The organism is Singulisphaera chitinilytica, assembly GCF_049331405.1.
GTDB lineage: Bacteria > Planctomycetota > Planctomycetia > Isosphaerales > Isosphaeraceae > PoT.
In genome coordinates this window covers 7,086,294-7,102,012 of the sequence record NZ_CP186274.1, presented here as the reverse complement: position 1 = coordinate 7,102,012, position 15,719 = coordinate 7,086,294, and the positions used below count along the sequence as shown (strand labels likewise).

General features: G+C 60.8%; 13 protein-coding genes and 2 pseudogenes. All 15 read right to left on the bottom strand.

Features of this window, described 5'->3' with window-relative positions; translation table 11 throughout:
• Nucleotides 1–390: 390 nt before the first annotated feature.
• Complete coding sequence (locus ACOYYX_RS27800; protein ID WP_422925769.1) at nucleotides 391–636, bottom strand: acyl carrier protein; 246 nt, start codon at nucleotides 634–636, stop codon at nucleotides 391–393.
• Nucleotides 637–1,037: 401 nt separating this feature from the next.
• Nucleotides 1,038–2,036, bottom strand: a complete 999-nt coding sequence (locus ACOYYX_RS27795) for a KpsF/GutQ family sugar-phosphate isomerase (protein WP_422925767.1) — start codon at nucleotides 2,034–2,036, stop codon at nucleotides 1,038–1,040.
• A gap of 206 nt (nucleotides 2,037–2,242) precedes the next feature.
• Nucleotides 2,243–3,088: a 3-deoxy-8-phosphooctulonate synthase gene (kdsA, locus tag ACOYYX_RS27790; RefSeq protein ID WP_422925765.1), complete on the bottom strand. Its 846-nt coding sequence runs from the start codon at nucleotides 3,086–3,088 to the stop codon at nucleotides 2,243–2,245.
• 341 nt (nucleotides 3,089–3,429) lie between these two features.
• Entirely contained in the window at nucleotides 3,430–4,071 is a 642-nt protein-coding gene (locus tag ACOYYX_RS27785) for a histidine phosphatase family protein (RefSeq protein WP_422925764.1), read from the bottom strand.
• Between the two features lie 4 nt (nucleotides 4,072–4,075).
• Nucleotides 4,076–4,858, bottom strand: a complete 783-nt coding sequence (gene kdsB / locus ACOYYX_RS27780; protein WP_422925763.1) for a 3-deoxy-manno-octulosonate cytidylyltransferase — start codon at nucleotides 4,856–4,858, stop codon at nucleotides 4,076–4,078.
• Between the two features lie 68 nt (nucleotides 4,859–4,926).
• Complete coding sequence (gene rfbA / locus ACOYYX_RS27775; RefSeq protein ID WP_422925762.1) at nucleotides 4,927–5,790, bottom strand: glucose-1-phosphate thymidylyltransferase RfbA; 864 nt, start codon at nucleotides 5,788–5,790, stop codon at nucleotides 4,927–4,929.
• A 33-nt stretch (nucleotides 5,791–5,823) separates the two neighbouring features.
• A pseudogene (gene rfbD, locus ACOYYX_RS27770) lies at nucleotides 5,824–6,721 on the bottom strand (dTDP-4-dehydrorhamnose reductase).
• 2 nt (nucleotides 6,722–6,723) lie between these two features.
• Nucleotides 6,724–7,781: pseudogene (gene rfbB, locus ACOYYX_RS27765) on the bottom strand (dTDP-glucose 4,6-dehydratase).
• A gap of 61 nt (nucleotides 7,782–7,842) precedes the next feature.
• Nucleotides 7,843–8,397, bottom strand: coding sequence for a dTDP-4-dehydrorhamnose 3,5-epimerase (gene rfbC / locus ACOYYX_RS27760; protein ID WP_422925760.1), 555 nt, complete (start codon nucleotides 8,395–8,397; stop codon nucleotides 7,843–7,845).
• Between the two features lie 872 nt (nucleotides 8,398–9,269).
• A complete protein-coding gene (locus tag ACOYYX_RS27755) occupies nucleotides 9,270–10,514 on the bottom strand; it encodes a hypothetical protein (RefSeq protein WP_422925759.1) in 1,245 nt (414 codons plus the stop codon).
• The gene (locus ACOYYX_RS27750; protein WP_422925757.1) at nucleotides 10,511–11,023 is read right to left on the bottom strand and encodes a serine O-acetyltransferase; all 513 of its coding nucleotides are present in this window, start codon (nucleotides 11,021–11,023) and stop codon (nucleotides 10,511–10,513) included. The genes ACOYYX_RS27755 and ACOYYX_RS27750 overlap by 4 nt, the downstream gene beginning before the upstream one ends.
• A complete protein-coding gene (locus ACOYYX_RS27745; protein WP_422925755.1) occupies nucleotides 11,016–11,915 on the bottom strand; it encodes a glycosyltransferase family 2 protein in 900 nt (299 codons plus the stop codon). Before ACOYYX_RS27745 ends, ACOYYX_RS27750 begins: the two co-directional genes overlap by 8 nt.
• A 37-nt stretch (nucleotides 11,916–11,952) precedes the next feature.
• Complete coding sequence (locus ACOYYX_RS27740; RefSeq protein WP_422925753.1) at nucleotides 11,953–13,149, bottom strand: capsular biosynthesis protein; 1,197 nt, start codon at nucleotides 13,147–13,149, stop codon at nucleotides 11,953–11,955.
• 13 nt (nucleotides 13,150–13,162) lie between these two features.
• Entirely contained in the window at nucleotides 13,163–14,383 is a 1,221-nt protein-coding gene (locus tag ACOYYX_RS27735) for a lipopolysaccharide biosynthesis protein (RefSeq protein WP_422925751.1), read from the bottom strand.
• Between the two features lie 61 nt (nucleotides 14,384–14,444).
• Nucleotides 14,445–15,566: a DUF1972 domain-containing protein gene (locus ACOYYX_RS27730; RefSeq protein WP_422925749.1), complete on the bottom strand. Its 1,122-nt coding sequence runs from the start codon at nucleotides 15,564–15,566 to the stop codon at nucleotides 14,445–14,447.
• Nucleotides 15,567–15,719 lie beyond the last annotated feature (153 nt).

Here is a 15,719-nt window from a genome sequence, read left to right as displayed (position 1 = left end):
TGGTCGAGGGGTGGTCGGATCTGACATTGGAGCCTTGTGCTGCTGATGCAGGGCTACCGAACGCTGTGCAGAGAGATCGCGCCCAGGTCACTGGATTTCCCCGGGCTCAAATCACCGAGGTTCTGACGACCTGGCCTCTCTACCCAGCATTCAGTAGGAACTCTCCGGCAAGGATGATTTCGGCGAGTGGGGGCCGGCACGATCCTTGTTACACAGCGAAGGTCGGCGGTGTACCAGTAATGATGGTAACCTCAACCGCTGGAGGGAGGATTGAAGGTCGATTCAAAATCGCGTGAAGCTCTGACGAAACGCCGGCGTTTATGCCATGTAACACTGACTTCCGAAGAATTTGAGATTTGACGAAGTCAGCGTTGCAGAGGGATCAGGGGGTCAACGATCTCCCCCCCGGCTCTGGATGAGATCTTCGAGGTCGCCGATGTTCTTCAGGCCGGCGACTTCCGAGCTCTTGAACTTGATCCCAAACGCCTTCTCGATGTTGATGACCAGCGTGACGTGAGTCACGGAATCCCACCCTTCAATATCATCAGCCGTCATCTCTCGGCTGATTTCCAGGTCTTCGTCGTCGAAGACATTACGAAACACGTCGCGCAACGTGGTTTCTGACTTCGGGGCCATCGGAAATCCTCATGAAGTGTGACAAGGGGATCAGCAGACAGAATCCAAGGCTTTACAATCCAAAACAAACCAAACATAACCCAAAGATTGGAGTTTGCAAAACGGATCCTCCAGGCAGGTGTAGGGATTTGATTGTAAATGGTCTGAAACCATGGTTCCATAGGGTTGCGGCAATTTTTTTAAGCACACTTTGATTCTCGATCTAACAGATTTTGCCGCTTGAGCTTGGGACTATCCATCTCGCCTTCAAGGTATGGGCATATCAGACTTTCCCGCGAGCGGCGAGGGCGGATTTCACGAATCCCAGCTTGATCCGTTTGATCGGGAAACCCGCAAAGGGCAGACTCCGGCGTGACAACAATACGGTTGCGATAGAAGTAGTGACGCCATAGATCGTCGGCTCACACGACGCCGGCCCGCAGCAGGTCGTGAATGTGGACGATGCCGACCGGCCGCTGATCGCCGTTGACGACGAACACAACCGTAATCCGCGAGTTTTCCAGGACCTTCAGCACCGCCGCGGCGAGCATTGTCGAGTCGACCACCCGCGGGTTCGAGGACATCACGTTCTCGACAGGTTGCGCGAGCAGCTCGCCGGACATGTGGCGACGCAGGTCGCCGTCGGTGATGACGCCGGTGATCTTCCCATCCCCGTCGATCACGCCGATCACGCCGAACCCCTTGGCCGACATGGTCAGAATCGCATCGCTCATCAGCGTGCCGAGCGGGACGATCGGGACCTCGTCGCCGATGTGCGCGATCTCGCTGACCTGCGCAAGTTGGGCACCAAGCTTGCCGCCGGGGTGGAAGGTCTTGAAATCTTGCGCGGTGAATCCGCGTCGCTCCAGCAGGGCGACCGCTAGGGCATCACCGATCAGCAGTTGGAGAAAGGTCGAAGTCGTCGGCGCGAGGCCGAGGTGGCAAGCCTCGGCGACCCTCGGCAGGCAGAGCCCGATGTTGGCGTTCCTGCCGAGCACGCTGTTCGCCTGCGAGGTGATCGCGATGATCGGGATGGCGAAACGCTTGGCATAGGTGAGCACATTGGCAAGTTCGAGCGTCTCCCCGGACCACGAGAGCAGCAGGAGGACGTCCGCGGGCCCGATCATCCCCAGATCGCCGTGGCTGGCCTCGGTGGGGTGGACGAAGAACGCCGGCGTGCCGGTCGAGGCCATGGTCGCCGCGATCTTGCGGCCGATGTGACCGCTCTTCCCGACACCGCAGATGATCAGCCGCCCTTTGCCTTCGACGATCATCTCGACCGCCTTCTCGAAGGCGTTGCCGAACGCGTCGTCGTCATTCAGGAGGCTTAGGACTGACTCGAGGGCGTCGCTCGCGGTCTGCAGGGTCCTTTGGAGCGATTGGACACTCGTACCCATATGCGATCGGATCGTGGAGGCCATGGTGTTTGTCTCGAGTCGAGAGGAGACAGCTCGATCGTTTCGTTTTAAAGGTCGTTCGCGGTACAAGCTGCCGGCAGGCGTAAGCGGTCGCAAGGATCATATTAACGACCTCACATCGACAAAGGCCCGACAAAACCCCTGGCGAACCATTCGAAGAACTCCAGGCAGCCCGGGTCTCGTCGAGGCCTCCGTGATGCTTCGGCCGATCAGTTGAGGCTCTTGGCCACGGCGTCGAAGGCCTTGAGCCGGGCGATCAGAGTACGGAGCTTGTCGAGGGGGATCATGTTCGGGCCATCCGAAGGGGCATGGTCGGGGTCCTCGTGCGTCTCGATGAAGACGCCCGCAACCCCCACGGACACGGCCGCCCGGGCGAGGGTCTCCACGAACTGTCGCTGGCCTCCGGACGACCCGCCGAGGCCTCCGGGCTGCTGGACCGAGTGGGTCGCGTCGAAGATGACCGGCGAGCCGAAGGCCGCCATGGTCGGCAGTCCTCGCATGTCCGAGATCAGCGTGTTGTAGCCGAAGCTGGTCCCGCGCTCGCAGAGGAGGACGTTGGGGTTTCCGCTCTGCAGGAACTTGGCCTGGACGTGCTTCATGTCGGAGGGGGCGAGGAACTGCCCCTTCTTCACGTTGATGGTCCTGCCTGTCTTGGCGGCCGCGATGAGGAGATCCGTCTGGCGGCAGAGGAACGCCGGGATCTGCAACACGTCGACGACCGGGGACACCTCGGCGCACTGCTCCTCTGTATGGACGTCGGTCAGCACGGGGAAGCCGAACTGATCCTTCAGCTCCTGGAAGATCTCGAGCGCCTTCGACAGCCCGATGCCACGCTCGGCGGACATCGACGTCCGGTTCGCTTTATCGAAGGACGACTTGTAGACGAAGCGGATATTTTCATCGTCGCAAATCTTGACGAGACGCTCGGCGACCATGAAGGCGTGGTCGCGGCTCTCCATCTGGCAAGGGCCGGCGATCAGAGCCAGCGGCGCGTTATTGGCGAAAGTCACGCTTTTCGGGCCGTCGCCGACGTTCACAGTAGAAGCGGGATTCAAAGGACTTCTCCTTCTGGAGGGAGGTGCTAATTCGGACGCCGGCATTGGCGTGGCATTGCCACTCGGCAAGTCCCCTCGATACCGAGCCTGGTCGCGACTTCAACGGAGCCGTCGGAAACCTCAACGAGGATCACACCCGGGCTGCCGGCGGTGTGAATGAGAGAAGCCTTGCCCTCCTGTCGTCGATCAGCTCGGAGCAAGACGCGTGCGGACCTCGCGGTCGGGTTGATCTCGGAGGGGATTCAACGGATGTCGACGAAACGATCGAAAAAGACCTGAACCTGGATTGGATTATGGAACCCGGAAGGCCCCGAGGCAATGTCGCACGTCCGACCGGGGCGTCAGGCCGGGCCTTCCGCGAGCTTCGACGGGTCGAGATTCCAGCCGGCGATCTGGACGCTGGATCCGTCGACGACGAGGCGGGAGACCGTGCCGGTCCCCATCTTCGCCTCCGCCGAGGGCAATCCCAGCATCTTGGCGACCAGTCGATAAATGCCGTTGGACGAGACGATGAGCAAGACCGCGTCGTCAGCGTTGTCTCGTCGGATCGCCTCGATGAGTCGGTTCCAGGCTGCGGTCACGTCCGACTCGCCCGGCTTCCAGCCGAAGCCCTCGGGCCAGATGCTGAGCTTCTGCCAGCCGTCGATCGGCCCGCCGCCGACCTCGCCGCGAATCTCGTCGTTGGAGCGGGCTTCCCAGGTGCCGTAGTCGATCTCGCGCAGCTCGTCCGCGATGACGATCGATTCCGAGGGCAGGCCGCACTCGCGGGCGACGATGGCGGCGGTCTCGGCCGTGCGCTTGAGGGGTCCAGCGTAGATCCGCGAGGGGATCAGGCCCGCAGCCTTCAACCCGGCGGCGACGGCCTCGGCCTGCTGCAGGCCCTTCTCGACCAGCGGCATGTCGGAACGGGCCCCGACCCAGACGACCTTGTCGCCGGGGCCGAAGGTGTTGCCGTGTCTTGCAAGAATGAGTTGCATAGCCATGATGTCAGATTTGGATAAGTTCGCCCTCGCGGGCAATCATCTGCTCGACGACGCCGACGTCCTCGGGCGTGTCGACCGAACCGTGGCTGCGGCCGCGATAATCAACCACGACGATGCGGACCTTCATGCCGTTCTCGAGCGCCCGCAACTGCTCCAGCCCCTCGGTCTTCTCGAGCGGGGAGGCGGGGAGAGCCACGTAACGACGGAGGCTCTCGCAACTATAGCCATACATACCGATATGACGATAGACGCTCGAGAACCCCGCCTTGCGGACGAACGGGATGATCTGCTTGGAGAAGTAGAGGGCGTTGCGGTTGAGGTCGAAGGTGACGGTGGTCCCGCTCGATGGGGCGGCCACCTTGTGGGCCTTGAGCTCGGCCAGGGCCTCGTCGGTCATCTTGACGGCCGGCGTGACGATGTCGAACCCCGCAGGCGAGGCGAACTCCTCGATCATGCCCTCGAGGATCCAGGGGGGAGTCAGCACCGCGTCCCCCTGGAAGTTGATGACGGCGTCCTCCGTGATCGAGGCGGCGTCGAGCGCCTCGGCCACCCGCTCCGTCCCGTTGGTGCAGTCGTCGGATGTGAGGACCGCCTCGGCCCCGAAGCTCGAGGCGAAGTCGACGACGCGCTGATCCTCGGTGGCGATGACGACGCGAGTCGCGCCCTTGCAGGCCCTGGCGATCCGCCAGACCCGCTCGAGCAGGCTCACGCCGGCGATCTCGATCATCGGCTTGCCCTTGAGGCGTTCCGACCCGTAGCGGGCGGGGATCACGATGGCGACCGACATGGACTTCTCCGCAAGGACTGATGTTCGGGGATGGCAGCGGGCTCGGCGAACGGACGATCGCCGCAGGTTCAGTCGATGACGCTGAGCAGGTACTTGCCGTATGTGCTCTTCCCGAGCGCGGCGGCGACGTCCTTGAGCTGGGCGGCGTCGATGAACCCCTGGCGGTAGGCGATCTCCTCGGGGCAGGCGATCTTGAACCCTTGCCGCTTCTCGAGGGTCCGCACGAACTCGGCCGCCTCGAGCAGGCTGTCGGGCGTGCCGGTGTCGAGCCAGGCGAAGCCGCGGCCCATGACCTCGACGGAGAGCTCGCCGCGTTCGAGATAGTGACGATTGACGTCGGTGATCTCCAACTCGCCCCGCGGCGAGGGCTTCATGTTGGCGGCGATGTCGACGACCTTTTCGTCATAGAAGTAGAGCCCGGTCACGGCCCAGCTCGACTTCGGCTTCTCCGGCTTCTCCTCGATGGAGAGGGCCTTCATCGACTTGTCGAACGCGACGACGCCGTAGCGCTCGGGGTCGGTGACGTGATAGGCGAAGACCGATGCCCCCGTCTTGCGGGAAGTGGCCCGTTCCAGGAGTTCGGACAGGCCGTGCCCGTAGAAGATGTTGTCGCCGAGGATCAGGCACGACGGCCCGCCCGCGACGAAGTCGGCGCCGATGATGTAGGCCTGGGCGAGGCCGCCCGGATCGGGCTGGACCCGGTAGCTGAGCGAGAGGCCCCACCGCGAGCCGTCGCCGAGCAGGCGCTCGAAGTTGGGCAGGTCTTGCGGCGTCGAGATGATCAGGATCTCCCGGATGCCGGCGAGCATGAGCACCGACAGCGGGTAATAGATCATCGGCTTGTCATAGATCGGCATCAACTGCTTCGACGTCACGAGCGTCATCGGGTGGAGACGCGTGCCGGCACCCCCGGCGAGGATGATACCCTTCATAGCCTCACAACCTCATCAAAAATGCAACACATGTTAGCCAGTAGGTTGGCCGGTGAGCCGATCGAGGACGACCTCGAGGGACGAACGCCAATCCTTCAGCGTCACATGGTGGATCTTCGCAATCTTCGATGATTCGAGTCGCGACTGCTTGGGCCGCCTGGCGGGCGTCGGGTAGTCGGCGGTGCCGATCCGGTTCACGACGGGGCGGCTTGCCGCCTCGCGCCTCGGATCCGGCGAAGATGGCCTCGGCGAAGTCGGCCCAGGATGCGTCGGGGCCGCCGGCTCCCATGTGGAACACCCCCGCGAGGCACTCGTCGCCGGGATTGTCGACGAGGTTGCGAGCCACAGTCAGGATACCATCGGCGATGTCGAGCGCCGAGGTTGGGGCTCCGATTTGGTCGGCGACGACGCCGAGCTGGTCGCGGCTCTCGGCCAGGCGAAGCATCGTCTTCACGAAGTTCGCGCCGAAGGGGGAGAACACCCAGGCGACGCGCAAGACGGCGGCCCGGGCCCCCGATGCGAGCACGGCCTCTTCGCCGGCCAGCTTCGAGGCACCGTAGACGCCGAGCGGGGCCACCGGATCGGTCTCCACCCAGGGCGAGGACTTCTCGCCATCGAACACATAGTCCGTGGAGATGTGGACGATCGGGATGCCGAGCTCGGCCGCAGCCTTGGCGATGGCCCCGGCCCCTTCGGCATTCACCGCGAAGGCCAGGTCACGCTCGCTCTCGGCCTTGTCGACCGCCGTGTAAGCGGCGGCCGAGACGACGGCATCGACCTTGGCCGCGGCAAGCGCCTCGGCCGCCCCGGCGGGGGCGGTGAGGTCGAATTCCGGCCGGCCGATGGGCACGACCTCGACCCCGACGAGGGGGCCTCGCTCGACGAGCGCACTGACGACCTGGCCGGACTTGCCGGTGACGGCGATACGCATGGTCATTTCACCGTCTCGAGCACGCCGAGGCGTTCGCCCGAATACACCTTGTCACGCAGGGGCCGCCACCAGGCCTCGTTGGCGAGATACCAGGCGACCGTCTTCTCGATCCCGGTGTCGAAGTTCTCCTGGGCCTTCCAGCCCAGCTCAGTCTCGAGCTTCGTCGCGTCGATCGCATAGCGGGCATCGTGGCCGGGGCGGTCGGTGACGTAGGTGATGAGGTCGCTGTGCGGGTGGCTCTTCGGGGCCAGCCTATCGAGGATCGAGCAGACCGAGCGGACCACGTCGATGTTCTTGCGCTCGTTGCGACCGCCGACGTTGTATGTCTCGCCGAGCCGGCCCTTGCTGGCGATCAGGTGCAGCGCCGCGCGTGGTCGTCGACGTAGAGCCAGTCGCGGATGTTCGAGCCGTCGCCGTAGACCGGCAGGGGCTTGCCGTGCAGGGCATTCAGGATGATGAGAGGGATCAGCTTTTCGGGGAAGTGATAGGGGCCGTAGTTGTTCGAGCAGTTGGACACGACCGTCGGCAGCCCGTAGGTGCGACCCCAGGCGATGGCCAGGTGGTCGGAAGCAGCCTTGGAGGCCGAGTATGGCGACGAGGGGTCGTATGGGGTCTTCTCGGTGAAGAGGCCCGTCGCGCCCAGCGAGCCGTAGACCTCGTCGGTCGAGACATGCAGGAAGCGGAACGCATCCTTGGCATCGCCCGAGAGGCCATTCCAGTAGGCCCGGGCGGCCTGCAGCAGCGTGAAGGTGCCGATGACGTTCGTGTTGACGAAGTCCGCCGCCCCGGTGATGGAGCGATCGACGTGGCTCTCGGCCGCGAGGTGGTAGATGCGTTCGGGCTTGAAGCTGGAGAAGGCCTCGGTGACGGCGGCCTCGTCGCAGATGTCGGCGCGGAGGAACTGATGGTTCGGCTTACCCTCGACCGGGGCGAGATTGGCGAGATAGCCGGCGTAAGTGAGCTTGTCGAGGGTCAGGACCTCGGCGCCCTCCTCGAGTACCAGGTACCTTACCAGGGCGGAGCCGATGAAACCCGCGCCGCCCGTGACAATGATGCGCATCACAGATCCCCAGATAAGGGTTAAGCTGCCAAATCAGAATTTGTACGATCGAACATACAAATTAAGCAAACACCTGGCCGAGACTGGCCAGCAACGGCTGCCCCATATCCTTGGGTGAAAGCAAGGCGCTCGACTCCTCGACCGGCCACTCGATCGCCAGCTCCGGGTCATTCCAGCGGAGGCCGCGGTCATGCTCCGGGCTATAGTAGTCAGTCACCATGTAGGAAAGCTCGCAATCGTCCTCGAGCGTGCAGAAGCCGTGGGCAAAGCCGACAGGGATCCAGAGCTGGCGGCCATTCTTGGCGGTTAGCTCGACGGCCACGTGCTGCCCGAAGGTCGACGAGGCCTTGCGCAGGTCGACCGCGACGTCCAGGACACGTCCCCGCGTGCACTGCACCAGCTTACCCTGGGCCCGCGGCTCCAACTGGTAGTGCAGTCCACGGACCGTCCCCTTCGGCCTGGAGAGGGATCGGTTGTGCTGCACGAACTTCACGTCGGCCACCTTCGACCGGAAGAAGTCCTCTCGAAAGACTTCGGAGAACCACCCGCGATCATCTTCATGTCGCTTCGGATTGATCAGGACCAGGTCGGAGATTTCCAGTGACTCGAGATGCATAAAAATCGCTCCAAGAATCAATGCCCGAGGAACCATTCGACGGATAAAGGCATACGATCATTCAAACCGAGAGACCGAATCAATAATCCACGTTTGCCAATTAGAACTTCAACAACATGAAGAATCGACCATGCAAACCGATCGCGAGTATTCGACCGCAAAACTCCGATAAACGCCACGACCAATCTATTATCCAGAAACTGCGTAGTCCGATGACTCAACACAATCCGTTGGACTACACCAATCCATTTCTTACCGCGGGCACAGATTCCGCTGGCAAGCCACAATTGCCTCGCAACAGCATTCGTGCAGTCTAGCCATCCACACTTGATGAAGTTCGATGTCGAAACGGACATGGTTGGCCACTCACTAATACTGCATACCGAGAACTTACTGTGACAGGCTTCCTGAAGGCGAGGATCCCTGGATCCTGGCGCTGCACAAGCATGTCGACCATCACTTCCGATGCTCCTGGTCGCCTGAGGTGCCTACCTCTCGAGATAGGACCTCAACTTCTAGGGGTCACAACGCAGATTCACAACGATCTAGTCAACGTCATCATAATTTCAAGGTCGCTCGAAATCCTTCGGCATAGTTCCCGGGAGACCGGGAGGCGTTCAGATCGATTAGCATGAGACACCTAGCGAGCCATCGAGGTTGACGGGGGGATGTTTGAGGACAATCCAGCCCAGCGTCGGCCAAGCTGGAGTGTAAGAAAGAAGGAAGCTTCAAGGTCAATAGTTCGGCGGGCTCGCATCGCGCAAGGCGACGACATCGTCCAGAAGATATAGATTCGGCGAACGATCGCACCTGCGAGATCCCGTAAAATCCGGCCGAGCAACGCCGGCAGGGCGCAAGGACGGTCCGAATCGTCAGCCTGGCAAAGCATTATATTTAGGGTCTTTCGGCACATCGGCAACGGGATCGCCGACGCCGGTGCCACTAGTACGAAGCACCAAGGAGTAGATAACAAGCAGGAAGACGGGCATGTACTTGTAGAACCCGTTGAGAAAGGCCGAGAGGGCCATGAAATAGAAGACCAGCTTGGCCATGTCGGAATTCGACCGATACGCATCACGCCACATTTGAAAATAAATGTACAGCATAATGCAAAAGAATGGCACTCCATACGAGAAGGCGAAGCTCAAGAAATCATTGTGGAACCAGATCGGCGTACCGATATTCTGAAAATTGTAAACGATCGATGCTGCGAATCCTTTCCCGAATAAATAACCAGCCAGATCCATCTCCGCCATCCCCTGGAGCCAGTTGCCCCAGATCATGATCCGGCTGAGGCGAGACGCGTCGCTGGAGGCCGTTTTCACGAACGACAAATATTGATAAAGGATAGTTCCGTGTGTCATCGAGAGGAGCGTGTCGATTTCCATGAACATGAAAATCGTCCCCCCGACGAAGCACGCGACCAGGGCGAACGATCCGGCGTTGAGTTTCAGCTTCGCGAGGACGAAACCCAGCAGGATCACGACGACTGGCGTCCTAGAACCGGCGTAGATCATCGCGAGGAAGAATCCTGCGGCCACGCCCATGCTGACCAAGGATTTCTTCTTCACGCCGAGGTAGAACCAGAATAGGCTGCCGTACGTCAGCAAGTATGATGCGAGGTGCGGATAGCGGAAGAAGCCTTGATTGTAGACGCGCAAAAACTCCAAATCCGTCGACCCTGAATTAAAGATCTCATCGGCATCCATGTGATTATTAAAACCAAAGAATGTGGGGAGGAATAACCCCATCATCACCATCGTGCACAGCTTAATGCAGGTCAAGGAAACGTTTATAAATCGCGAATAAAAAATACTGGATACAAAAAGCATCACATAGAGCGAGTCCGTGAGATTGTCCTTGGAGAATCCGGATTCGGCGCTGTGCAAGACGAATGACGTGCAGAGAAACGCCCCGAGCATCAGGAGCCTGATTTTGGCCTTGCCGGATGGGATTGCAAGTACAAGGAGGATGATCGCCGCGGGCATCAGCCCGACGAAAACCGGCAGTTTCGAAAAGTGATTGGCCACGCTATCGAGGCTGAAGATGCCGATCGCGAAATAGAAAGGCATGTCGTTCCAGAACGAGGTCGGGCCTGCAGCTCTAGGAGTGCTCATTTATGAGAGATCTCGCGACATGGGTTCCCTACGACGACCGATCCTGATCGAACGCTCTTGGTGACGACAGATCCGGCCCCGATGACGGCCCCGTCCCCGACGGTGATGTCCCCGAGGAGGATCGACCCCGCGCCGAACTCGACTCGATTGCCGATCCGCGGAGAGGCCGTCTCTCCATTCGGCTTGAGCTTGTTGCCGATCGTCACGGAATGCCGAAGAATGCAATCATCTCCAAGCGTCGCCGCCTCATTGACGACAAGGCCCATGCTGTGGTAAAGCACCAGGCGACGACCGATCCTGGTCTTCCAGGGGATGTCGATCCCCATGAACCAGTCGACCATGACGCGATAGGCAAGGCGGAACGGAATCCCGGCAGTCCTGACCACCTTGGATCGAGACATCCCATTCGCATGGGCGAGACGATAGAAGGCGAGGACGAACTTCGACTTCGCGTGAGAATTGCACCCCCAATCCTCTTTGATCAGGGCCAGCACGCTCGGATTAGGCATTTTGGCCGGCCCCTGCAGGCGACTTGCTGAGCAGTGAACGTTGGACGCGTCTCAGGACCTTCGACGGATAGAATGCGGACGAAATCAGCAAATACAGGTTCTTCTTGACGGGCTGGATCGCGAACAGGTAGCGCCGATAGTACTTCATGTGGACGTAGTAAGTCGCGACCCAGAGCTTGGGCGTCTTCCGGTTGAAGAGCGTGTCCCTGATGACATACGTCTTCTGGATCGTGGAGAAGGGGAGGGCGTTCGAGACGCTCTGCTCGTGGACGCGATACCGCATCAGGACGTCGGGGACGTTCTGGAATCGGGCGCCCGCGAGGAACATCCGGGCGAAGACGTCGTAATCCTCGGCGGGGACGTGGGCCTGGATATAGCGGTGTTCCTTGAAGAACTCGGTACGCCCCATGACGGTCGGGTGCAGGACGCCGTGCTCACCCGCGGCGATCGTCGTCGAGATCTTGCTTTCCGTGAGGGGGAAGTTGGTCAGGCCCAGCGTCGCCCCCGTATCGCTGTGGAACAGCTCGGCATTCGAGCCGACGATGTCGCAGGCCCCCGATGCCAGGATCTTGTGCTGGACCTCGATCCGGTTGGGCTGCATGACGTCGTCGGGGTCGATCCGCATCAGATACGGGGAGGATGCGACTTCGATCCCGGCATTCAGGGCGTTGCCGAATCCCTGATTCTTGCCGAGGGGGATGATCTTCAGGAACGGCAGTCGCCCGGTGTAACGCTCGGCAACAGCCAGGGAGTCATCCTTGGAGCCGTCGTCGACGAAGAGCAGTTCCTGCGGCCAGACGGTCGAGGTTTCGAAGGATTCGAAGAATGCCGGGAGGTATTTACTGTTGTTGTAATTGGCGCAGACAACACTGACGTCCACAGTGGGCTTCATACAGACTGATCCCTTCAGCAAAGGCTGGAGTCGGCCCTCAACAGCCGATGAGTTGAGCGGCGGCGGACGACGAGATCTCGGCGGAGCCGAAGTAGTCGACGTCGCTCACCAGGAAACCATGGATGTATTTACGAACTCTGACCTGATCGAAATCGCGATAGAGGGCCCGGCCCAGGACGGTCAAAGGCCGGCCGTACATCAGGGCTTCCAGGCCGACCGTCGAGTTGATCGTGATGACCCGAGCGGAGCCGCGGATCAATTTTGTCGTATTAGCATTCGTAAGGATGAAACCTTCCTGCTGCTGGAGCCGGAGGATGGTGTCGATCGCGTCGCCGTCGACTTCCGCGGGGTGGACCTTGACGACAAGCGCCAGGCCGCTCTCCTTGGCGAGCTTCATCCCCAGGTCGATCGCCCCGAGGTTGTTGATCTCCGAGTGGAGCTTGAGCTGCGTATCGGCGGTGACCTGGAGGGGCAGGAAGATGAAATCCTGCGGCAGGTCCTCCTCCGCAGTCAAATGCTCCGTAAGTTTCTGGGTCGCCTTGCCCCGGGAGAGCGAGAGCTGCGACATCCGACGACGGCAGAGTCCGCCCGTCGCCGCCTTCGCGAAATGGTTCGTCGCGGAGATGATGCGACGGAGCGACTTGCTCTTCGCCTGAGGCAGGGGCTTCGACTTGTAGGCCTCGTAGCCCTGCATCCAGGCAGCATGATCCGCCTCGGACACCTCGGCAAAGCCATCGAGTTGGTCGACGTTGGCGAAGAGGTCGGACTCGGCGTTGACGCCTTGGGGGTCGGAGAACATCTTGTCCGGCAGGTTGGCGATCTCGATAAAAGCCGTCGCGATGCCGAGTTCCTTGCAGACCGCCCTCGAAGCCCGGCCGATCAGTTGCTGGCCGTTCCAGGCGACGCAACGCGTCACCTTTTTCTCTTGATACACCCTGGTCAAGGCGGCCCTGAGCGCGGCGAGGTCGCGGGCAGCCATCTCGGGCGAGATCTCGCCGTTCAGCGTCTCGATCGCCCGACTCGATAGTGAGTAGTCCGACTCGGTCGGCTTGATCGTGCGGTAACCCCGATTGAGGTAGGTGACGGATTCGCCCTTCTGCCTCAGGAAGTACGCGGCCAGCGGTTCCGTGGTGACGAAGATAAAGTCGAACTTCCCGCGGAGGGCGTTGGCGATCCGCAGCATGAACGGATAGCGATCGAGCGAGTCTATCAAAAGGACAACGACATCCTTCATCGACTGCATCTCCTTAAGACGTAACCGATGCAGGCGTCTTCAGGAACGCCTTGAGGGTGGTTATGACAATCACGGAACCGGCGAGCATGATGGCCGCGCCAACCAGCGAGAACGCCAGCGTTGCCTGGATGGCGGAGAAGGCGAAGTAGCGGCTGATACCCAGGACCCCGATCAAGCTCAGTGCCGTGGTGAATTGGATGAGGAAGTCGGTACGCTGTGCCTTGGTCACCAGGAACGTCTGGGACATGGGCATGAAGACGAGCTGACCGACGAACATCGGGACCATGCACAACAAATAGTCGGCCGACGCCGTCCATTTGTTCGGCCCGAAAGCCCGCTGCGCGACGACGGCAACGACGACTGCCACCAACGCATAAAGACCCGAGAGGACAATCAACGCCTTGAAATAGGACCAGACGAAGTCCATCAACTTCGTACCGCCGTCCGGCACCGCGAGCGCCGCCATCGACTCGCGCCGGATGATGCCCGCGATACTCTGGGAGCAGAGGCTCACTGGGAAGAACCCAAACCGATATGCGAATGCGAAGTGGCCGGCGATTTCGTCGCCGAACCAGTCCGGGATGACGATGGGTAACGCGTAGTGGAAGACCGAGTTGCACAGGGTCGAGGGCAACGTGAGCAGGGCGAAGCGGCGGTGTTCCCAGAAGAAGTCGGTCTCGAGGGCCAAGTTCTCCGACTCGCGACGCCAGATGAAGATCACAAACAGGGCCGTCGAGGCGAGGGTAGCAAACGTGTAGTAGACGAAGAGGCTATTACCGTCCGTCGCCTTGGACCTCATGAGGAACGGCAATGCGGCCAGGAAGATCGCCGATGCGACGGTCCTCGGTAGATTCCCGAAGTGGAACTTCCTCGCGCTGCTGTAGTAACTCGTCAGCAAGAGTTGCGACAGGAAGCCGATCGCGAAGAGGCAGGCGACGAACGGGATCTCCCCGGTAGGGTAGAGGACCAAGGCGAGGAGCATCGACACCGCGATGCCCAGCGGGAAGACGTGAACCATCGCGTTGAAGGACTTCCCGGGGGAGGTGCTCACGCAGGCCAGGTCGTAACGCAAGGCCGCGACCGTCCCGACGAACATGCCAACCGAGAGCAACTTATTGAACTGACCAAGACTCGCCGGGCCGAATAGTTTGTTAATCAAGAAGATGCAGACGAAGAACAGCCCCTGGCTGACCATCGTGGCGATGAGCGTGATGAGCGGAGTCTTTAGTTCCATGATGACAATAAATGCTTATGATAGAATTTGTAGCGTGAAGGCGAGGCGCCTGCCGGCCACTTCAGGCCGAGGCTCCGGCCAGCTTGGCCAGTTCATCGTGATAGGTCGTATGAATCTTATCGAGAGTGAACGCGTCAGCATGCCGCCGCCTCGAGCCCGCACGAGCCTGGGAGACCCGATCGGGGTCGGTCGCGGCTCGAGTGAAGGCCGCCACGCAGGTGTCGGTGTCGGAGAAATAGATCTGATCGTCGCCCGCGACCCATCGGTTGAACTTGTTGTCGCGAGCGATGACCGCGTTGCCGGCCCCAAGGGCCTCGACGAGGGAGGGGTTGGTGCCCCCGACCTGATGGCCGTGAAGGTAGGCGAGGCAGTGGAATCGGAGGGCCCTCACCACGGCGGGGTCATAGATCGCGCCGGGGAAGATCGTGTTCTCATCGGCCGCCGCCTTGACGCGGGCGTGGTAGGCATGACCGGGCAGTAGCTTACCGAGGACGACGAGCTTCTTACCCGTCTTGGCCCTGGCGAACGCCTCGACGATCTCCAGGATGGAGTTCTCCGGCTCGATGCGTGCGATCGAGACGAAATACTCATTCGGGGCGATGCCGAGGGATCCGAGAGGGTCGGGCGAGGCCTCGAGGATCGTATCCGACCCGTAAGGGATCACTACGGAGTCGCACTTGACGCGTGATGCGAGATGGGCAGCGATCTGGGGATGGTCGGCGACCGCCTTCGTGCAGAGCTTGGCGCCGAACCACTCGTTCACCCAGAACCAGGCCTTCAGCGGTTTACCCCACTTCTGCCGCTTCCATTCGATGCCATCCATGTTGATGGCGACGCGACGCCTGCGGAGCCGTTGCAACAAGCAGAAGATCGCCGTATTGTACCCGAGCACGAGGTCGACCCCCGGCTGGGACAGGACGTTCAGGGTGGAGCGAAGGTCGAACTCCATGGTGGCGAGTTCGCCGCGCGTGCGAGTGTCGAAATGGATGCGACGAATGCCTTCCCACTCGTCGATCCACATCTTCGGTTTCTTGACGCCTTCTTCGCCCTGGCAATAGACGCTCACCAGCCAGCCCGCGTCTCGCATGAACGGGGCCAACTGCGCGGCGAAGGTCTCAAACCCGCCATGAGCGGCCGGCACTCCCCGGATGCCCAAGATATTCAACTGTTTTTCAAGTGCCATCGCTGGTCAGCCCGCCATCAAATCGAACGAAGAATTGACTACATCCGGAGTCGAATGCAATTGTAACGTCCCGGCCAAAACAATAGCGATCTTGCCATGCCGACCGCTGCCCGACGCAGACCATCCGAGACTTCAAGGAATTTCCGCCATACA

Excerpts from the sequence above, each read along its gene's own strand:
- ACOYYX_RS27800 (WP_422925769.1), bottom strand. The coding sequence starts at position 636 with ATGGCCCCGAAGTCAGAAACCACGTTGCGCGACGTGTTTCGTAATGTC.
- ACOYYX_RS27795 (WP_422925767.1), bottom strand. The coding sequence starts at position 2,036 with ATGGCCTCCACGATCCGATCGCATATGGGTACGAGTGTCCAATCGCTC.
- ACOYYX_RS27785 (WP_422925764.1), bottom strand. The coding sequence starts at position 4,071 with ATGGCTATGCAACTCATTCTTGCAAGACACGGCAACACCTTCGGCCCC.
- kdsB (WP_422925763.1), bottom strand. The coding sequence starts at position 4,858 with ATGTCGGTCGCCATCGTGATCCCCGCCCGCTACGGGTCGGAACGCCTC.
- rfbA (WP_422925762.1), bottom strand. The coding sequence starts at position 5,790 with ATGAAGGGTATCATCCTCGCCGGGGGTGCCGGCACGCGTCTCCACCCG.
- rfbC (WP_422925760.1), bottom strand. The coding sequence starts at position 8,397 with ATGCATCTCGAGTCACTGGAAATCTCCGACCTGGTCCTGATCAATCCG.
- ACOYYX_RS27755 (WP_422925759.1), bottom strand. The coding sequence starts at position 10,514 with ATGAGCACTCCTAGAGCTGCAGGCCCGACCTCGTTCTGGAACGACATG.
- ACOYYX_RS27750 (WP_422925757.1), bottom strand. The coding sequence starts at position 11,023 with ATGCCTAATCCGAGCGTGCTGGCCCTGATCAAAGAGGATTGGGGGTGC.
- ACOYYX_RS27745 (WP_422925755.1), bottom strand. The coding sequence starts at position 11,915 with ATGAAGCCCACTGTGGACGTCAGTGTTGTCTGCGCCAATTACAACAAC.
- ACOYYX_RS27740 (WP_422925753.1), bottom strand. The coding sequence starts at position 13,149 with ATGAAGGATGTCGTTGTCCTTTTGATAGACTCGCTCGATCGCTATCCG.
- ACOYYX_RS27735 (WP_422925751.1), bottom strand. The coding sequence starts at position 14,383 with ATGGAACTAAAGACTCCGCTCATCACGCTCATCGCCACGATGGTCAGC.
- ACOYYX_RS27730 (WP_422925749.1), bottom strand. The coding sequence starts at position 15,566 with ATGGCACTTGAAAAACAGTTGAATATCTTGGGCATCCGGGGAGTGCCG.